This window comes from Acinetobacter sp. CY79, from assembly GCF_059515845.1.
The window spans coordinates 1-20,297 of sequence record NZ_JCAKMY010000036.1 but is presented as its reverse complement, the minus strand read 5'-3'; the positions used below and the strand labels follow the sequence as shown (position 1 = coordinate 20,297).

17 protein-coding genes are annotated in these 20,297 nt (G+C 37.7%); 10 read left to right on the top strand and 7 right to left on the bottom strand.

Going from position 1 to position 20,297, the window contains the following annotated elements:
* Positions 1–99: 99 nt before the first annotated feature.
* Entirely contained in the window at positions 100–1,356 is a 1,257-nt protein-coding gene (gene icd / locus AC5YCE_RS13440) for an NADP-dependent isocitrate dehydrogenase (protein ID WP_496172377.1), read from the top strand.
* Positions 1,357–1,436: 80 nt separating this feature from the next.
* Here the strand turns inward: icd and AC5YCE_RS13435 are convergent, their stop codons facing one another.
* Positions 1,437–2,612: a YbfB/YjiJ family MFS transporter gene (locus tag AC5YCE_RS13435; protein WP_496172376.1), complete on the bottom strand. Its 1,176-nt coding sequence runs from the start codon at positions 2,610–2,612 to the stop codon at positions 1,437–1,439.
* 427 nt (positions 2,613–3,039) lie between these two features.
* Between AC5YCE_RS13435 and AC5YCE_RS13430 the strand changes: the two genes are divergently transcribed.
* The 5 genes from AC5YCE_RS13430 (at position 3,040) to AC5YCE_RS13410 (ending at position 8,905) form a co-directional block, all read left to right on the top strand.
* Positions 3,040–3,516, top strand: coding sequence for a hypothetical protein (locus AC5YCE_RS13430; RefSeq protein ID WP_496172375.1), 477 nt, complete (start codon positions 3,040–3,042; stop codon positions 3,514–3,516).
* Between the two features lie 102 nt (positions 3,517–3,618).
* Positions 3,619–4,158, top strand: a complete 540-nt coding sequence (locus AC5YCE_RS13425) for a M23 family metallopeptidase (RefSeq protein ID WP_496172374.1) — start codon at positions 3,619–3,621, stop codon at positions 4,156–4,158.
* 371 nt (positions 4,159–4,529) lie between these two features.
* Complete coding sequence (locus AC5YCE_RS13420; RefSeq protein ID WP_496172373.1) at positions 4,530–4,775, top strand: hypothetical protein; 246 nt, start codon at positions 4,530–4,532, stop codon at positions 4,773–4,775.
* A 329-nt stretch (positions 4,776–5,104) separates the two neighbouring features.
* A complete protein-coding gene (locus AC5YCE_RS13415) occupies positions 5,105–5,932 on the top strand; it encodes a PhzF family phenazine biosynthesis protein (protein ID WP_496172372.1) in 828 nt (275 codons plus the stop codon).
* Between the two features lie 207 nt (positions 5,933–6,139).
* Positions 6,140–8,905 carry a M16 family metallopeptidase gene (locus tag AC5YCE_RS13410; protein WP_496172371.1) on the top strand — a complete coding sequence of 922 codons (2,766 nt, stop codon included), beginning with the start codon at positions 6,140–6,142 and terminating at the stop codon, positions 8,903–8,905.
* A gap of 177 nt (positions 8,906–9,082) precedes the next feature.
* On the opposite strand, the gene AC5YCE_RS13405 is transcribed toward AC5YCE_RS13410, so the two are convergent.
* The gene (locus AC5YCE_RS13405) at positions 9,083–10,153 is read right to left on the bottom strand and encodes an amidohydrolase family protein (protein ID WP_496172370.1); all 1,071 of its coding nucleotides are present in this window, start codon (positions 10,151–10,153) and stop codon (positions 9,083–9,085) included.
* Between the two features lie 234 nt (positions 10,154–10,387).
* Positions 10,388–10,801, bottom strand: a complete 414-nt coding sequence (locus tag AC5YCE_RS13400) for a DUF3144 domain-containing protein (protein ID WP_496172369.1) — start codon at positions 10,799–10,801, stop codon at positions 10,388–10,390.
* Positions 10,802–10,909: 108 nt separating this feature from the next.
* On the opposite strand from AC5YCE_RS13400, the gene AC5YCE_RS13395 reads away from it, so the two are divergent.
* Positions 10,910–11,575: a hypothetical protein gene (locus AC5YCE_RS13395; protein WP_496172368.1), complete on the top strand. Its 666-nt coding sequence runs from the start codon at positions 10,910–10,912 to the stop codon at positions 11,573–11,575.
* A 79-nt stretch (positions 11,576–11,654) separates the two neighbouring features.
* Here the strand turns inward: AC5YCE_RS13395 and AC5YCE_RS13390 are convergent, their stop codons facing one another.
* Positions 11,655–13,049, bottom strand: coding sequence for a molybdopterin-binding domain-containing protein (locus AC5YCE_RS13390; protein ID WP_496172367.1), 1,395 nt, complete (start codon positions 13,047–13,049; stop codon positions 11,655–11,657).
* A gap of 306 nt (positions 13,050–13,355) precedes the next feature.
* Between AC5YCE_RS13390 and AC5YCE_RS13385 the strand changes: the two genes are divergently transcribed.
* Positions 13,356–15,059: an ATP-binding cassette domain-containing protein gene (locus AC5YCE_RS13385; protein ID WP_496126912.1), complete on the top strand. Its 1,704-nt coding sequence runs from the start codon at positions 13,356–13,358 to the stop codon at positions 15,057–15,059.
* Positions 15,060–15,168: 109 nt separating this feature from the next.
* On the opposite strand, the gene AC5YCE_RS13380 is transcribed toward AC5YCE_RS13385, so the two are convergent.
* Positions 15,169–16,461, bottom strand: coding sequence for an MFS transporter (locus tag AC5YCE_RS13380; protein WP_496172366.1), 1,293 nt, complete (start codon positions 16,459–16,461; stop codon positions 15,169–15,171).
* A 119-nt stretch (positions 16,462–16,580) separates the two neighbouring features.
* On the opposite strand from AC5YCE_RS13380, the gene AC5YCE_RS13375 reads away from it, so the two are divergent.
* On the top strand, positions 16,581–17,240 hold the full coding sequence (locus AC5YCE_RS13375; protein WP_496172365.1) for a TetR/AcrR family transcriptional regulator: 660 nt from the start codon (positions 16,581–16,583) through the stop codon (positions 17,238–17,240).
* Between the two features lie 504 nt (positions 17,241–17,744).
* Here AC5YCE_RS13375 and AC5YCE_RS13370 read toward each other — a convergent pair.
* A complete protein-coding gene (locus AC5YCE_RS13370) occupies positions 17,745–19,250 on the bottom strand; it encodes a CYTH domain-containing protein (RefSeq protein WP_496172364.1) in 1,506 nt (501 codons plus the stop codon).
* 270 nt (positions 19,251–19,520) lie between these two features.
* Here AC5YCE_RS13370 and AC5YCE_RS13365 point away from each other — a divergent pair, with 270 nt between their 5' ends.
* Positions 19,521–19,904 (top strand): Mpo1-like protein, encoded by a 384-nt coding sequence (locus AC5YCE_RS13365; protein ID WP_496172363.1) that lies wholly within the window; start codon positions 19,521–19,523, stop codon positions 19,902–19,904.
* Between the two features lie 243 nt (positions 19,905–20,147).
* On the opposite strand, the gene AC5YCE_RS13360 is transcribed toward AC5YCE_RS13365, so the two are convergent.
* Positions 20,148–20,291 carry a transposase gene (locus AC5YCE_RS13360; RefSeq protein WP_496126720.1) on the bottom strand — a complete coding sequence of 48 codons (144 nt, stop codon included), beginning with the start codon at positions 20,289–20,291 and terminating at the stop codon, positions 20,148–20,150.
* Positions 20,292–20,297 lie beyond the last annotated feature (6 nt).

Genomic DNA, 20,297 nt, shown 5'->3' with positions numbered 1-20,297 from the left:
ATGGATTACAGTATTATGCGTGAAGTGCCGTTGAAAGTATCGCCTATTGGCAAATATTTTTTAGATTCACATTCCACAATAATAAGGAGAACCTAAAAAATGGGTTATCAAAAGATCATTGTTCCAGCGGATGGAAGCAAAATTACCGTCAATGCTGACTTATCATTGAATGTTCCCAATCATCCGATTATTCCATTTATTGAAGGTGATGGCATCGGTGTAGATATTACGCCAACGATGAAAGCTGTGGTTGATGCTGCGATTCAAAAAGCTTATGCGGGAAAACGTTCGATCGTCTGGATGGAAGTCTATTGTGGAGAAAAAGCCAATAAAATTTATGGCAGTTATATGCCCGAAGAAACTTTTGAGGCGCTACGAGATTATGTGGTTTCGATCAAAGGACCACTTACGACGCCAGTAGGCGGTGGGATTCGCTCTTTAAACGTTGCATTACGCCAAGAGCTTGATCTTTATGTGTGTGTACGTCCAGTGCGTTGGTTTGAGGGTGTTCCATCACCTGTACGTCGTCCTGAACTGACCGATATGGTGATCTTTCGTGAGAACTCAGAAGATATTTATGCAGGGATCGAATGGAAAGCGGATTCTCCTGAAGCGAAAAAAATCATTAAATTTTTAAAAGAAGAAATGGGCGTGACCCAAATTCGTTTTGAAGACAATTGCGGAATCGGGATTAAACCTGTCTCAAAAGAAGGGACACAGCGTTTAGTGCGTAAAGCCATTCAATTTGCTATTGATAATGACAAGCCGAATGTGACCTTGGTGCATAAAGGCAACATCATGAAATACACCGAAGGCGCATTTAAAGAATGGGGCTATGAAGTCGCAATCGAGCGTTTCGGTGGAGAACTATTGGATGGTGGTCCTTGGGTGAAAATTAAAAATCCGAGAACAGGCAAAGACATCATCATCAAAGATGTCATTGCCGATGCCTTCTTACAACAAATTTTGATGCGTCCATCCGACTACTCTGTGATTGCAACATTGAACTTAAATGGTGACTATATTTCTGATGCTTTAGCCGCAGAAGTTGGTGGGATTGGCATTGCTCCGGGTGCAAATATTGGTGGTGCAATTCAAGTCTATGAAGCAACACATGGTACAGCACCGAAATATGCAGGTCAGGACAAGGTGAATCCAGGCTCAATCATCCTTTCTGCTGAAATGATGCTACGTGATCTAGGCTGGAATGAAGCCGCTGATTTGATTATCAAAGGCATATCTGGCGCAATCGCAGCAAAAACGGTGACCTATGATTTTGAACGACTCATGCAAGGTGCAACCTTGCTACGCTGTTCTGAGTTTGGTCAAGCGATCATTCAACACATGGATGCTTAAGCTTGGTCTAAGCTTAACAAGCATAAAACCCGCCTAACAGCGGGTTTTTTAAGTCTTATAATTTGATTAAAGCAATTCGACTAAACATATTCGACTTGTTCTTTTTTGCGAGTCACCCAAAAGAATTGCATCGTACCAAGGAGTAACACGCCAGCAGCCAATAAAAACTGCTGGTGATATTCAACCCCTAAAATTTGTAAGCCACTAAAGCTCAAACCACCGACCAGTTGTACTGTTGCAAACAGAATGGTTGCAATACTCCAGAGCTTTTTATACGAGGCGGTATAGCGTTGCAAAATGGTGTAGGACGTCAGAAAGACCACGGCTGGGTTGAGCAAGCCAGTTAAAAAAGACGACATGAAAGTGAGTATTGAATATTGACTGACGATTGCGATCAAGATCGCAAAGACATAACAGCTATATAGAATTTTTAAGGCTTGAATATTGCCGAACCTCTTCGCAAGGAGATAAGAACTGATTGCACCTAAGGCACTACCGAATCCATAAAGAATCCAGTTCAAATTCATCCAATACAAATCTAGCTTAAGCACTTCATTTAAATAATCAATCCAAAACAGTGAATGCGGTACATAGGCAAATGCACTCGCACCATACACCGCCAGTAAACTAAAAAAGAAAATATTCAGTTCTACTTTACTGGTTATCGGAGCAACTTGCGTTGAAAGCTGTGTCTTAAAATAATTAAGGTAAATACTCAGGATGACCGTAATGATCACAGCAAATGTCGCTAAGATCAGCCATGCGGTTTGTGTTGAGATACGATCAAGATAAGGTAAAAACAAGGTCGCAAGTAACACACCTAGACCGATGCCACTAAAGCCAATAAAGTTGATCTGAAAGCGATCTTTGAGTTCACAACACTGAGCGACGATACTCGGGGACAGAATCATGATTAAACCACCACAAATACCCGAAATGATCCGCCAAAACATATACCAAGCTTGAGGGAAACCATCAAAGGCACAGCAAAACAGACTTAAACTACCCGCGATGGCAGCACCCTGAATATAACGCGTCATAGTTCGTGTTTGAGGTAAACGCATTGCCCAGAATGCACCGATCAGATAGCCCAATAGATTTGCACTGCTTAAAATACTGGCAAATTGTGCTGACCATTCAAAGCTTTCACGGGTACTGGGTAATAATGCTGTATATGAAAATCGCAAAATGCCAATACCTAGGCACATGCACAAACAAAGAAAAATACTCAACTGAGCTTTATGGGTAGAGAACATCCTGTTCCTCTATTTTTAATGTATAAAAATGATTTAAATCTATAGTATTGATTTGAATGAAAAGTGTCCAATTAAAACATGGGGATTACACTTAAGTATGACGATTCAGTAATTGATTAAATTGAGTAATAAATTAAATGAGTTAGAGGAAAAGTATTAAGGGTTATTCACTTCTATACTGTGGTTAAGATGTATTGAACAATTAGTTTCTTTATTGAAAGAAAAATTAAATAACCCGAATCGCGGATAAGGATTTTTCTTTAAAATCATAAGCTAAATGTAATTTTATGATTAATTTTTAGTGCTATCAGATCAAGGTAAATACTTTTTTATGATCAAAATGATGCATAAATCTTAAGATGAATTGTCTCATTGCCTTAAGCAGGATTCGGGTTAAATAACAATAGAAAAAAATGAGTGTTTTTAAATGAATCAGATTGATGAAAAGTTAAGATTTTATGCACATGCTTTGGTTCTTGGTATTGTAAATATAAATGAAGTGAATGAATGGTTATTTGAGGTGATTGAGCAGAATGATCTGCATGATATTCCTGATAATTTTTTTGAATTGGTACATTACGATCAAAAACAAATGCTGAATTTTATTTCGGAACAAAGATTAACTCAGGTGAAGTCTCTTCAACAGGGAAGAGATCTTTTAAAATATTACTTGGATAAAAATCAGTTGGTTTCAAGCCAGTGTTTATTAGATGATCAGCATCGAGCACATTTATTTAATATTGCCAGTGTATTTGAACTAGATGAAGCTTATACATATCTTTCATTGATACATGATGACCATTATATTAACTATGTTTATAGGGATAAAAATACAACTGATTTTATAAAATTTCTGGATAATATTTGGTTAGAGATTCTCAATCAATCAACGTCCTCACATTGATGGCTGATCTACAATGTGTATTCATTTTCAGTGGAAGAAAAGATCCATCTTTATTTATATTTTTTCTGATTAATTTTTAAGTATTTTTTTGAGAACTTTTACATGAACAAAGTAAAACTCATTCTTTTGGCAGGATCGTTGAGTCTACTGACCGCATGTCAGCCACCCCCATCAGGTGAGCATGCTGGACTGGCTTATCCTTATCTATATTATCAATTACAACAACAAAAACTTTCCGAGACTTTGCCTGTTCCAGTTGAAGGTGTGAAGCCAAGGCAAATTGCGGATACTTGGGGTGGTGCACGAAGTGAGGGGCGCAAGCATCAAGGGGTTGATATCTTTGCAAAACGGGGAACACCCGTACTAAGTACGACTCATGGCATCGTGTCTCAAGTTGGTTTAGATCGGCTGGGTGGAAAAGTGGTCTGGGTGATCGGACCTGCATTGAGCCGTCATTATTATGCACATCTGGATGGTTATTCTGCACAAATCCAAGAAGGGGATTGGATTGAAGTAGGTCAAGTATTGGGCTATGTGGGCAATACAGGAAATGCTCAAAATACGCCACCGCATTTACACTATGGCATTTATTTACAAGGTTCTGGTGCCACAAACCCTTATCCTTTTTTACAGAAAAAATAGTCTATTGCTTAAGATGGTTTAAGTAGATGAGTTGTAGCTGAATATGATCAAAAATGCTGAACAAATACTTTGAAATGCTGAGTGACACTGAGTGAGCATTTGGATCGATTGTGTGAAGAAAGTAAATATTCAAAGTGAATGCTCAATGATTTTATTGAGTTTTAAATTTGAGAGCTTACGTTGTCTTATTTAGATACAGGCTCAAGCTTTTCTCTTGGTAAAATTGGCGTATGTTGAAGATGTGGTCACATCATGACTCATTTGATATTTGAAATGATCAAATTTTATTCATGATCACTTTGTTTTTAGCCTCATATCGTTTGATCCTCATAGCGTTGGTCAATCACTTAATTATGTATTGGAGTACTATCATGTCAAATCAACAACATAATCAGAATCAACAAAACCAACAACAGCAACAACAAAATCAGCAGAATGAGAACCAACAGCAACCGCAGTCCGATCAGCAAAAACAGCAACAGCAACAAAACCCAAATCAAGGGCAACACAATCAGAATAATCAACAAAACTTAAATCAGCAACAACAACAGCAACCACAATCGGATCAACAAGGTCAGCAAAACCTACAACAGAAGAACAACCAACAACGTGAATGAAAATGAGCTGTCATCCCTTTAATCTGATGAAATGAGTTAGCTTTAAAATCAAAAGCTAGCTCATTTTTTTATGTCTCTTAATTTTCTCAGTCGTTTTTTTGTAGCGAGACGGTTCTCACTGATTATCCTTAAAGCCTGATGCAAAATAGAAAATGTAATTATTGGTAAAACTGTAAAATTTAAACTTCAAAATAACGATAAACTACGAAAACTAAAAAAATGTCTAACTTATAGATAGATGATGAAAATGATTGACTGCTTCCAATGAGAAATATGCAGTGATTCATCATGCAATATTGTTGGAGATATGACGTAATGGAGATTAAAAAATGAAGATGTACCAAGTGGATGCTTTTACAACGGAGCTGTTTAAAGGAAACCCAGCAGCAGTGATTGTCAGTCACGCATGGTTAACAGATTCATTAATGCAAAATATTGCGGCAGAAAATAATTTGGCCGAAACGGCTTTTGTTAAAATCATTGATCCAGATAATTTTGAAATCCGTTGGTTTACACCAAAAATTGAAGTGGATTTTTGCGGTCATGCCACACTTGCCAGTGCTTTTGTTTTATTTAGAGATTATACGACATCAAAAACGATTCAGTTCCATGTTAAAGATCTCGGTATTTTTACGATTAACCAGGCCAATGATGGCAAGATTCAAATGAATTTCCCGATTCGTCGTCCGCACCGTGTTGAAGAGTTTCCTGAACTTTTACATCAAGTAGTTGATAAGCCATTTAAAGAGGTTTATTTAAATCAACAGGCGTATATCTTGGTTTGTGAGTCTGAACAGGACGTGATTGATGCAAAACCTAATTTTGTCATGATTAACGCGATTGCAGAGGCGTATGAAGTGAGTACTTCAATTACCGCATCTGATGCACCTGATATTTCCATTACATCCGCGTCGCGAAAATATGATTATGTTGCACGTTACTTTGCTCCTCATAAAGGCATCAATGAAGACCCTGTGACAGGTTCCATGCACACTGGGCTTGCACCGTTATGGGCTGAAAAACTGAATAAATATAAACTTGAAGCATTTCAAAGTTCTGAGCGAGGCGGTCAGTTGTATTGTGACATTCAAAGTCATGATCGGATTGAAATTTCAGGGTATGCAAAACTGTATATGACAGCGGAAATCCATTTCTAATTTTACAATAATTTTAGTTTCAGTCTTGAATGATTAAAGTCGCTTTAAGTTTTTAGCATCAAGAGTGAGACCCATAATACTTGCCATTTCTATTTGATCGTCTTTGTGATGTGATATTGATCACAACAAGGATGATTGGAATTAATACCAATAATCAGATGTTTATTCAAATATGAAACATCTTTAAAAACACAGACCGGACTTTTTATGTTGATACGTTTTAGAACACTTTCCTTAGCCATTTGCGTATTGGGAGTGAGTGCCACAGGTTTTGCTCAACCTATTTTATTGAAAACTGAACAAAATATCGAAGAATACAGATTAGACAATGGGTTGCGTGTCATTCTTGCACCGAATGATAAAGAAAATAAAGTCTTCTTGAATACCATTTACCTGACAGGCGCATTAAATGATCCGCAAGGTAAAGGGGGGATGGCACATCTGTTGGAACATCTGGCATTTAAAGGAACACAAAATGTAAAGGGTGAGGAGTATCAACGCCGTTTAGATCAGTATTCTTTGTCGAGTAATGCCAGTACTGACTATTACTCAACCAAATATACCAGTGTCATTCGCCCTGAAAAAACAGCGATAGATGAAATGATCTATCTTGAAGCTGAGCGTATGGATAAACTGGTGCTTCAAGAAAAGTTTGTGCCATCAGAGATCAAGATTGTTGAGCGTGAACGTGAAGTGCGCTTGGATCAGCCATTTTCAGTTTTAATGGATCAAATGTGGAAGTCGGCTTATGGCAATCAATATTTGGGACGTTTACCCATTGGTGATTTAAAAGAATTACAGTCGATTAAAATGGACGAGCTCAATTCATTTTATCGAACGTGGTATACACCGAATAATGCGGTGATGGTGATTGCAGGTAAATTCAATAAACAAGACGTTTTGGCGACCATTGAAAAGAATTTTAAATCTATTCCAGCACGTCCTGTTCCTCAACAGGTTCAAGTGCCAGTATTGGACAGTTCAAAAATAAAAACACGTCAATTTGAAGTGCAAAAGGGCAGTGATTTTGGTAAATATAATATTTACCTGAATGGTAAAAACCAAAAAATTCAGCCTGCGTTGGCTTTAGCACCTTATCTATTTACCATGCAACCGAGTGGACATTTATATAAAGATGTCGTTGAAACTGGAACAGCAACACAGGTTCAATCCACCACTTGGTTAGATCAAGATTTTGACTTGGTTTTCATGGGGGCAATCTATGCACCCAACCATGATGCGCAAAAAGTCGGTACAGCTTTAGTGCAAGGAATTGAGAAAAAACATAACTTTAATGAAACTGAGTTGAACCGTGTTAAAAATCTGATCAAAAATAGTCAAAAAAGTATGATGAGCAGTGCTTCAGCAGTAGGCAGTATGCTCAGTGATTATGTGGTGTCATCAAATGGAGACTGGACACAGTTCTTTAAAGATCAAAAAGAGTTGCAAAATTTATCTGTGCAAGATGTGAATCAGGCGATTTCAGATTTTCTGACAGCGGATCATCGTATTATGGGCGATATCAAACCCACGCCTGAAGATCAAAAAAAGGCCCAACAGCAAAAACAATCAACTGAAACTGCGAAAACCTTAGATCAACAAGATACACCCCCTGAACCATTGAAAGATGTCAGTGTTTATCAAGCTGAAGTAAAGCAGTATGTAGCGCAGTCAGCGACACAATTAGAAGCTTTAGAAAAGAAAATCCAACGTGGCAAATTAAAAAATGGGATGGGCTATGCATTATTCCCGACCACAACGCGTGATGATAAAACCTATGCAACGATTTCAGTCAACTTCGGTACCGCTGAGTCGCTGATGAATAAAGCTGAAATTATTGATTTCACAGCTTATTTACTGCTTCGTGCCTCAGATAAATACAGCTTGCAAGATATCGCAGATAAATCAATCGCTGCAGGTGGTCGTGCCTCTGCTTCATCTTCCGATAATGGCATGCTCATTCAAATTTCTGCCAACAATGATCAATTTGAAGATTTCTTTAAATACATCGTTAGCGTGATGCAAAATCCGAAGTTCGAGCAAACTCAGTTTGATTTGATCAAATCACAAAGCTTATCGAGTTTAAATCGACCTTATACTGAGCCTGAAACGGTGGCTGCTCTGACCATTTCGCGTTTGATTGAGCAGTATCAACCCGGTGATTTGCGTTATCACTTCGAACCAGAGTTGGCTAAAAAGCAGATTAGTGCAGCAAGTGTTGAACAAGTGAAAAATTTCTATCGTGATTTTTTTGCCATGGATCACGCCAATATTGCGGTGACAGGGGATTTTAAAGCGCCGAATCTGTTGAAATTTATGAATGCTGAATTTTCAAAATGGAATACCAAACAAGACTATGTACGACTAACTCAAAAATATCAGCAGTATCCAGCTCAAAAAATTCATGTACTGGCGGAGCAACGTCAGTTCGGCAGTTATCAAGCTTTAATGACCCTACCTTTGAGTGCAGACCATCCAGACATGCCAGCATTAATGATGTTTAGCCAAATATTGGGTGAGTCACAACTTTCCTCTCGCTTAGCAATGGAACTCCGCGAGAAAAACGCATTGGTTTATGGTTTTGGAAGTTCACTCAGTTTAAGTGAGTATGAAGAATCTGGTGCTTTAGGCATTAGTGCGAACTATACTGCGGGCAAATCTGCGCAAGTGTCGCAAGTGGTTCATAAGGTGTTGAATGATTTGTTGACTCAAGGTGTGACTGAGCAAGAGCTTGAAGCTGCAAAATCTACTGTACTGAAAAAGCGTTATACGTCGCTTGAAGATGAACGCCGTGTACATCGTATGTTGGTGCCGCAGTTAGAGCGTAATCGTGATTTATTGTTCCGTAAGCAACGTGATCAAGCAATCGCGAAATTGACCAAAGCTGATGTTGATGCGGTGATTAAAAAATACATTAAACCTAAGCAGTTGGTTGAGGTCATGGCAGATCAATATGGTCAGTCTGCAAAATAAACAGCATTTAAGTTGAGCGAATGCAAAAATCGCTCTTCTAAAAAAAGCGCTTTTAAGTTAAGCATGCCCATCATTTAAAAAAGCCCCGTTTACTTATTTATAAGCAAGACGGGGCTTTTTTATTACACGCTATGGAGATATCTATTATTGTAAGCAAGCCTATTCTTGGATTAAAAATTAGGGCTTGATACGATAAAATTGCAAGGCATTTTTACGAAATACCTGCTCCAGTGCATCGGGATCATAGGCTGCCACGACATCACTAAAGGCATCAATAATATTAACCAATGATGTACTGACACGATCCATCGGGAAGTTTGAAGCAAACATAACGCGATATTGCCCAAAGCTTTGTAGTGCATGGGTGATCAGTGGATGAACCAGTTCAAACACTTGCTCTTTGGATGCGAGCTGATTTTTTTGATGAAAATGATGACCGAGTACAGGCATCATCAATCCAGAGATTTTGGTGTAGACATTGGGCAAAGTTGCCAGTTCAGCGATGTCTTCTTTCCAGTGGAACAGGATATTTTCACGAGCAGTTTCTGTAAGACCCGTGTGCTGACCCACTGCACCAAAAAGACCTGCGGGTGTACCCAAATGATCAAGAACAATCGAAGTTTCAGGGAATTGTTTTGCCAGTGCAATAACATCTGAAAGTTGGGTTGAATAGGTCCAAGCATCAAAACTGAGACTATATTGCGCCAATAATTCAAAGCCTCTGAGAAACTTTTTACTGCGATATAAATGCGGTTCATCTGCCCACGCGTAAATACCTTTATCCTCATGAAAGGATGCCATTTTACGAATCCCTCTAAAATGGGGAGACGTTTGCTTATGCATTTTTAATATTTTTTTAAAATTTGAATCACGCGGATCAGCGGTTGCAACCAGAGCACCCAACTTTAAATTGTGTTGATTAAGGGGGAGTGACTCAATAAATGCGGTTTCTTCAACCACGCCTTTGCCTTTCTGATGATGCCAACTGGCTTCAACATGCACGACTTGATCAACGACATAATGTCCCACATCTTTTTTATAATTTTCGGGTAGATAAGGCGCGGTGATATGTTGAGTTAAGCCAAGTGTATCAATTAACTCTTTTGATTTAACCAGACGTACGACTTTATCCAGTAGTTTTGGACGTTTACCGAATAATTTTACAGCCAAAGCCGCTGCATGTGGGGTGTGGTAAGGATCCCATTGATGAATATGTGCATCCACAATGGGAAAATCTAAATGATTCATGATCATCCTTAACTGAGTCATTGATTTTTATAAGATACGATATTCAGTTCAGTCTTCACATTGTATTTTTGTCCAAACCGTAAAATAGATGATTGACGGCGAAGTACGCTCGGATTTAAATGTTTAAGAGGACGAATTCTCAATATAAAAAAGCCCTCATCAAATGGTAGAGGGCTTCTTACACACATCATTTACTCATTCAAAAGCTTAATATACTTCTAAATTGGCTGAGACTTAGTGTTTGTGATCGTGCTTATGAGCGTGTTCGTGGTCATGCTTATTGGCATGAAACTCTTCGTTATGGCGAAAGCGAAGATAGTTTTCAAACTGTTCACAGTATTCATCATAGTTGTCTTCAAGCATCATTTGGAACTGTTGCATGATATAAGACATCACTTGATCTTTGGCATCACGCATTCCATTGCCATCTTTAAAGCCATTGGCAGCAACCCAAGTGTTAAAACGTGCAGTACCAAATAACATGGCAGCACTCACTTGACCACGCATTTCAGCAGGTTTCACTTGTGAACCTTTTTCAACACGGCAAAATTCATTGGCTTGTTTGATAAATTCATCAGCACGTTCAAAGAAAACTGCATTTAATGCTTCTTCTTCGGTTACATCAGTCGCTTCAATTTTCTGAACCATGAACTGTTCCTAGCATAAAAATCTAATGCGGTATTATAGGCAAAGCCTTGCATAAACTAAACCTTTGACTTAATCTAAAAATAGCCTAAGCAAAACATGGAGTTCATGATGCAGGATGCCATTGCAGTTCAAAGTTTAAAAAGTGATATCGCGCTTTTACGGCAAAATATTTGGCCACCTGCCGATCTTGCAAATGTTGAGGGTTTGCCGATTTATTATGGGACTCAAGATCAAGTTGACGCTTATTATCGACAGTGGGCGGGTTTGATTGAAAGGGCGCAAGATTTATTTCAGCCTTTTATGGAGGATGAAGTACTTGATGCAATTCATTTTATGGAGGATGAAGTACTTGATGCAATTCATTTACCGAGTCATTTGAACTTGCCGTTATTTTACTTTCATGTCGATCGTATTCGCATCAATAAAACCCGAGCAAAAGAATCGAAGACTTTTCGTGGGATAGCGAGTCTCGTTGATAAATGTGGTCAATTTGAACCAGATCAAATTCAAGCCATGGCACGTTGGTTAGACAGCGATGACACAGCAGCCTTAGTGGCGCATCGTGAATTTGTCGATTTACGCACCTATGTCTTTCAACATGGTCAAAGTGAATATACCCGTACACGGTTTTATGTGAATGGAATTGTATTGAGTGTTGAACCCCACTTTGAATTGGTGGATGCACGAGATAAACCACGTAAACAGCGCAATGACAGTTATAGCGATCCGATTGGCGATAATAATACTTGGCGTGTGTTTGGGAAGAATCGTTAGATTTACAAATATTTGATTTTTTTCAAGAGGGAATGAATTTCTGATTCATTCCCTCTTATGATTGAATTGATTCGGTTGATTAATCCAGTTTAAGAAAGAAAATTTCAGATATTTCTTCTACTTGTTCTTGATTTGGAATAATGGCAATACAGTTGGCTTCGGTATATTTACTGAAAGTGTGTGCTTGAGGTTCTTCAGCACGACTTATTACATATTTACCTGAGATATCTTGTTGATATTTTGCAAGAAAGATTTGTAGTCTGTTTGAAGGCTGCACATTTTTCATAAAGCCTCTGAGATAATGATGCTCAATAATTTTAGGGTCGCTTCGATTTAAAATATATCTCACTGCAATATTCATAGAAATCATAATTTCGTCAATATCACCACCTAAATTCACGATCTGGGCTTTGTCCTCAAGAACCTCTAAAACGGTGCCTTTGTGAATACCTTGAGCATCACGGATGATTTTGTTTTCTCTGATCGGAGGAGAGCGATCATTACTTTTGAAAATTTTAAACTGGGTTGGATTTTCAGTGAGTATATGTATTGGTGAATTTGATGAACCTTGGACTGAACTCAAACTATCTAAAGTAAGTATTCCTGCGTCGGCAGGGCTCACACTACAGACTAAAATCAAATCATATAAGCTTGCCAGTTGATCAAACTCATCAGAAAGTTGTTGTCGAGACATTCCTAATTTTGGGTCAAAAGTTGGGTTATTTTCTTTAACCATACTATCAGGAGATAGGTAAACAGCAGGTTTTAAAATTTTGATTCCAACATCTGAATAGCCCCATTGCTGTAAAGTATTCTTTACATAAATACATTCTTCACTGATATGGTCTTCACGATCATAGCTATACAGACTGACAACCACGACACGAGGGGTTTTATAAACATTGACCTCTTTTACGCCAGCTCGTGATAAAGCCACTATTTTTTCAGCATTAATACTTTCATCTTTTTTAAGTAAACACTCACCTTGATGAATAATGCTGCCTTGTTGAATCACACCTTCGAACTGTTTAATAGGTGATAAGATTTTGTATTTATAGGGATCATTAAAATCTAACCGACGATCATCTTCACGAACAATTGCATCTAATGATGAGGGGAGTTCAATGTTTTTAGGAAATCTAATGACCGAATCTCCATTGAAATTGATTTTATAGAGGTCTTGAGATCTATAAAGTTCATTGTTCCAAAAATACATATGATTGATTGTAAGATAGTTATCACCGTTAATGCCTTCTGTTTTTTTTGATTCGAGCCCCCATCCTGAAAATGCAGATAGATGTTTTGTAGGGTAAGCTTCTAACGCAAGAATATCTTCTGCCACACGTCTTCCAATCGCTTGATCTAAAGGAATCAATTCTGTATGTAAACCTTGAGTTAATCTTTGATAGATGTGGTGAAAGGTATGTATCAACAATTCAGGAAAATTATGTGGGAAATCGAGTTCAAGTCGCATAGTTATAAGCTTTTGATTGTTTAATAGGATTTATAAGTAACCTTGATACTAGCATTGGGCATGCCTATTTCCAACTGAAGGCAACTCACGATTACATGATAAATTTCACATTAGTTTTGAATGCTAAAGAGAGACTACTTAAGTAATCCAATGACAGGTTTAGTGATCCACTGGCGGATAATAATACGTGGCGTGTGTTTGGGAAGAATCGTTAATATAAGCTCAACATTTTACTACATGTTCAAACTTGTAAGCTAAATCTATGATTTATAAGATGAAGACTGGAAAAATACATATCGAGTATTTATGGTCGATCAGCGCATTAAGATCTTCATTAAAGTTTGGGGGATTTTAAAACAATTCTATCCTCATCCATTTCCTTTATTACTGCTGATCAGTTTTTACTTAATGGTTATTTCTGCACTGAGTATAGGATTACCATATTTATTAAAACTATTGGTTGATCAAACTCAATTGGGGCAAGCCGAAACTTCATTTGCAAGCTTTTTTCAATTCAATTATTTATATCTGCTTGCTTTGGCTTATGCCGTGGGTTGGATGTTAAAAGAATTCATTCAACAGATGAATAACTTCAGTAGTGCAGTTTTATTAAGGCACTTTGATTCAGCTTTGATTTATGAAGGCATAAAAAATTACTTTTCACTGAAAGATAGTGTGCAAAAGCAACAGGATGTCGGTGTATTTAATAGTGATCTATTACGTGGTTCAGAAGCATTCGGACAGATTCTCTATACTAGTTTCTTTGTTATCGTTCCGATCATTCTGCAAATAGTAGGCATGGTTTGGGTGCTCGGGATGAATGTTGCATGGAGCTATGCTTTTTATTTCTTCATTTTTTCATGCTGTGCGGTGCTGTTATCTTTACTCATTACCTTTAAAACGAAAGATTTCTTTACTGAAATGTATCAGTCGAGAAATCAACTCAATCAATTTATGATCGAAAAAGTGCAATCGAGTTATGACATTAAAGTGAATAACGCAACGAATTATGAGTTGCAAGCGTTTAAAGTCAGAATCGAAAAGTTCATGCAAGAATCACGGCAGACCTATCTTAAAGTAGTTGTTTTAATGATGTATCAAGTGGCTTTTGTAGGACTATTTCTATTTGTATTTATGGGATTGTCCGTTTATTTATTTGAGCAACAGCGTTTTAGTGCAGGTAATTTTGTGCTGATTTCTAGCTATATCATTAGTTTAACTTTGCCACTGATGATGATGTCACAGAGTATTATTCGCCTGCGTGGTGACTTTATTGCCATTGAAAAATATGATGATTATTTCGAATTTGAAAAAGATCAATTCGATGAGAGAACTTTAGAACCGAATACGACTTTTTATCAATTTTTAGATGCAGAGTTGATATTGGGAAAAAGTAGAATTCAACATTTTAATTTTAAGATTGAACAAAGTAAAACTTATGTGGCAATTGGTAGAACAGGGATTGGTAAGACCAGTTTTATCAATTATTTAATGGGACTGACTCAAATCAACAGTGGTCAACTTCATTATAAAAATATTGATATTAGCCAGCAATTCTCTACCGAAATTTTTAAAGAAATTGCATTTGTCAGTCAGCATCCGATTGTATACTCGGGAACCTTACGTCAAAACCTCATACATAGTAGTCAACACACGTATTCAGATGACACCTTAGAGTTTTGGCTCCATCAATTTGGTTTAACGCAATTATTAGAGAAAAATAGTATTGGCTTAGATGATGATATTCAAGAGATTTACAAAAGCTTTTCAGGTGGTGAGAAACAGCGCATTAGCCTGATTCGTGCAATATTAAAAAAACCACAATTGTTGATTCTAGATGAACCTACGGCAGCTTTGGATGAAAAGACCAGTCTATATTTACTGCCAATCATTCGAGAACAGGTGAGCACGATTTTTATGATTTCTCATGCAAATTATGCGATTGAATTGGCAGATGAAGTTCTAGATTTTAATCTACTTTTGAAAACACAAAACTCGGAGCAAGCGTAAATTTTCATTAATTATGCTTTGCTTAATTTGAATCGATATTCAAAGTTCAGCATGTATCCAGCATGCTGAACTCAAATGCTGACTAGCAACGAAATAAAAAAAATAAAAATTAAGTATTTGGACATTGGATCTTTGGATTATTCAAGCCGCGACTATGGGTAAATACGGCAATGAGTGCTAGGCCAATCAATATAATGACACTATAAATAAGTATGCTTGCATTAAAGTGATCTACCATGAAACCACCAAATAATGCGCCAGCAGCAATCATGACTTGGAACATACCCACAAATAAGGGCATCCCTTTTTCGACAGACTCAGGTGCATGTAAAAACATCCAAATATTGGCTGTGGTTGGAAATGCACCAAAAGCAAAACCCCAGAGTGCAGTCAAAATATAGGCACCGACCAAATGCACGGCAAAAACGGGGAAACTTAAGAAAACAATACCCAAGCTGAGCCCGACCACCGCCAAGGTATAACGCACATTAATGTTGCTGCTATAACCTGCAAAAGCATTACCCAAAAAGCCTGCGGCACCATAGACCAATAGCAAGGTACTAATGGTTGAACCATCAAACCCAGCCACATTTTTAAAGAAGGGTGCCAAATAGCTATAGGTTGAAAAATGCGCAAAACCAATCAATAAAATAATCACTAGGCCTTTACGTGCTTTCGGGTTTTGAAACAGTGCAGGCAGGTCACGATATTGAATCGATGAAGTCGGCGGTAGTTTGGGTAGAAAAAAATACTCAAGCAATAAAATGACAGAACCCATCACCGCCGTGATGACAAAAGCGCTTCGCCACCCGTACAGTTCACTCAGCCAAGTGCCAATCGGAACACCCAAAACTGTAGCCAAAGTCACGCCAGCCATGACGATTGCTGTGGCTTTTGCAATCGGAAGATGAGAAGGCGCAACCCGACCACTCAGTGCAATCGCTGTTGCCCAAAACCCGCCAATGGCAATACCCAATATGAATCGACTGAGTAACAGTAACTCAAAACTTGCCGCATAAGCAGTGATGAAATTGGCGAAAACCATGACAGCGGTTAGAGAGATCAATAGCACTCTTCGATCTAGGCTTTTCACCCAAACCGAAATTAGCGGTGCAGCAAAAGCGCCCATAATGGCAGGTAGGGTAATCACTAAACCGGCGGTACCCACACTGACATGCAGGTCTTGCGCGATTGCATTTAACACACCAATAGGCAAAAACTCACTGGTAACGAGAATGAATGCGGTAATCGAAAGGGTAATCACAGCATACCAATTGCCTGCTGTTTTAGGTGATTGTTCTTTAGGTACTTTTTCTTCAGGTACTTGGTCTTCAGATATTTGGTCTTCAGATACTTGGTCTTGATGCAGATTTGTTTCAGTCAGTTTAACTTGAGTGTTCATTGACGGTCACTCCTCGAATTTTTAATTTCATAGTGATTGTTATGAAATTAAAATATTTGATTTATTGCGTGAGGTCAATTAATTTATTAGTGATCGTTATAAAATTAAAATGAGATGTTATGAACGAAATGACAAAGCCAGAAAATCAACAAGATAGTGTGGTGGCTAAATCAAAGCGACGTGGACGTCCGAAATGCTTTAACGAACAACAAGCACTCGAAAAGGCTATGTTGTTGTTTTGGCAATACGGCTATGAAGCGACTTCAATTAGTGATCTGACTCAAGCGTTGGGAATAACAGCCCCGAGCCTTTATAGCACTTTTGGCGGAAAGGCTGCGCTGTTCGAAAAGTGTTTAGAGTTTTATTCGGAAAATGAAGCTTGCCCAATGGATCAGCTTTTTACTCAAGCCAAGTCCACTAAAATAGCGATTGAACTGTATTTATTTGAAAATCTAAAACGTCTGATTCAAGCCCATAAACCTGTTGGCTGTATGTTGGTGGTTGCCACCATGAATTGTTCAACTGAAAATAGTGCGATCCAACAACAGTTACTTGAAAAACGGCTACAGACCAAATCGAAAATTTATGATCGCTTGGTCTTGGGGCAAAAGTCGGGCGATATTCCTGCCCATGCGGACGTTCAGGCTATGACGGACTACTATACAACGCTGATTCAAGGCATGACCATCCAAGCGCGAGATGGTGCAGAGCTGAGTCAACTTGAAAATGTTGTGAAAATGGCGATGAAATCTTGGGATATGTTTACTCAAGAAAATTGAAGTTAGGTAAAAAACTATTCGAAATCATTATAAAGTTGAATTAAAAATAACCCAAAGCTAGTCACTTACTTAAAGTTATGTATGTTGTGATGCTTATTTTATAATAAGTACCAAGACAAGTCTGAGTTAAAGTGTCATTTCAACTTACAGCTTTTATCAACATTATTGCGCTTATTCTCCATTTTTTGAAAAAGTATAAATCACCTTTACTTGTATTTGTTTAGATTGATAAGTTCATTAGGCCTCTTTCATAAATCATTTTTTTGAACTTTTGAAATTCATGATGTAAGTTTCCTCTCCTTTCAGGAGAGGGTTAGGGAGAGCTTATATTATGCTTAAAAGCCCTCATCCTCTTGCGGAATGCATTCCTCATCCCAAGGGGAGAAGGGATTTTCATTGATCATTTTTTGATTTTTGAAAGAATTCTTTTAATACGTTAATAACGCATTAGATCATAGAGCGAATGTTTTAACTCGGATCTATGATCATTCAAGATTATAAAAATTATTTGATAAATTTACGGCTGACTAAGAATTGCTCAGTCGCTTCAATTAATTTCTCTGCATAAACTTCTTGTTTGGCCGTGAGCCAACCCAGTGCAAACCAATCACTGGCTTCAAGTTCAGTCTGCTGCAAATAAGATGAAGAAGAGGCGAGGATTTGATACTGCTGCGCTGCTTCATGCGCGTCGTTCAAAGATTTACCATACTTTTGCAAATTTTTCACATCAAAAATATGGGTCAATATTGGAAAGCTAAATTTCAGTTCATTTAAACGCAGTGCCAATAAATCTAAACTTTCAAAATTAGTCACATCGACATCATTCAGTGTGTCTTGCAACAGCTTATATTGGTTTTGCAGGGTGTTCTGTGCATACCATTTCAGATCATTGCTTTGAACTTTTTTCGATGTTCCTAAACTGAACATCAGCAGTTCAAGGTAGTGCTGAACATTCTGTGTCGACTTGACCAGATTATTGAGTTTTTCTTTGGCATACAGCACGTCTTTACTTAAACTTTCTGCTGTTTTCGGGTTTTGCAGTAAAGCACCTAAGGTACTTTGCATATGTTCAAAATGTTTCAAATTTTCAAAGTGGCTCTTAAATGCAGCCAATTGATTTGCCCATTTATCGGTACTTTTTGAGGTCCAATCTTTAAAGATAGAGAGGGTCAAATGCAAATGATTCAGCGCCAAATGTGCCTGCTCAATATGTGTGTCTTCAGCAACTTGCGCTGAAATCGCCGCAATATTGGGCAATAAATGATTCATTTGATGGGTAATCAAGTGGCGAATACTGGTTTCAGCAGACTCTTTTTTAGCCAAGATGATTTCTTTTTCAAGCGTTGCAGGACTCACTTTTAAATCTTGTAATAACAGATTGCCATATTCAGCTTTGCTACGAACATCAAGCCAAAGTTGATATTTTTTAACCCATTCAAATGAAAATGCAAGCAAAGTTGAATCTTTGCCAGATTTAAGTTCGAATTCAACTTCATGAATGTCTTGTGATTTGTCACCAGATTTAACCTGACCAATATCTACACAGACTTCAATTTCAGCATCTTCATACGTAATGACCCGTAATGTGCGCTCGATATCGGTTTCAAATTGAAGTTGTAAAGCATCTTTTTGAGTCCCGAGAGCATTGTCTAGGATTTTTTTGGCTTCTGGATTTTGCTCATAAATACTCAGGTCTAAACATGGGGTCGTGGCTTGCTTTAAAGCATCGGAATCATCAGATTCTGGCTCATTTACAATCATCTCACCCAGATCATAATTGTCTTCAAAGCGGTGTAAATGGCTTTTGCCCGCAGCTTTTAAGGTTTGAATCCAGCGGTTGCCTTCAAGTCGTTGGCGTAATGCAACGCCATGTTGTGAAAGTAAGCGATCTGGCGTGTCGTAATATTTTGCTTGAAGTTGAATCATCTCAGATTTTTTTGGATCGACCGCTTTCATTAAAGCCATACGGCGTGTTTCTGGAATCTGAAACTTCAGTTCAACTTCAGTCATGGTAAAATCCTAGACAAATTATATTTATAAAATACAAAAAATTAAGCCAATTAATTTGTATTTATTGACTTAAAAGGGTGTTCGCTTGATGCACATACAATGTTTAAAGTTTTGCATCAGAAGTGATGGATTGTAACCGAATTAAAATGAAATACATGCCAATAAAAATTGAATGCTGCACAATTGTGCATTTTTTTAATCCGACAGTAAGGACTTTTCATTTTCGCTAGATTGCATTAGAGTGATTAAAAAAGGAACAAGAAGATTGCTATGAATGCACAAGTAGAGCCGAAATTTGAATTAGAGCCAACGCCAGAGTTTCAGCTTCCAATTCAAAATTATGCTGAATTTTATCGTTTTTATTTAACCGAACATCGCAGCATCATGAGTCGCCGTTTACATGCGGCAGGCAGCAGTGTCGGGATTTATTTTTTCAGTAAAGCCATTCGTCAAAGAAAATTGAAATATGTGGCTTATGGTTTAGTTTCAGGCTATGCATGTGCATGGGTTGGGCATTTTGTCTTTGAAAAAAATAAGCCTGCGAGTTTTAAGCAACCGCTGTATAGCTTTATTTCGGACTGGCGGATGTTGTCGGATATTTTACGAGGAAATCTAAGTTTGGTCGATCGTAAGTTTGATAAAATTGAAAGTTAAATTTTAATTGTTTAAGTAAAAGCCCAGTGATTACTGGGCCTTTTAATATCAGAAAATAATTAAACCGAGTTACACAAACTAGTGAAAGAGTGGTTAAAGAACAGGCGTGGAACGTGAATAATCACAAAAAAGCCCAATTGGTAGTGATTGGGCTTTAATGAAATAGTTAAATGAATGATTTATATAAAAATAAAAAGAGTATTTTGCATAAGGTATATTATATAGCCAAATATGAAACATAAGCTACATCATCTTAAATACGATATCCAGAGCTTCCTGAATGGTTTTATTGTTCTGAGCAATGATGTGCCTGACTTTACTTTTTAAGACAGACCATGCTTTTTCAATAGGATTGAGGTCGGGACTATACGCAGGTAGATAAACGATTCTTGT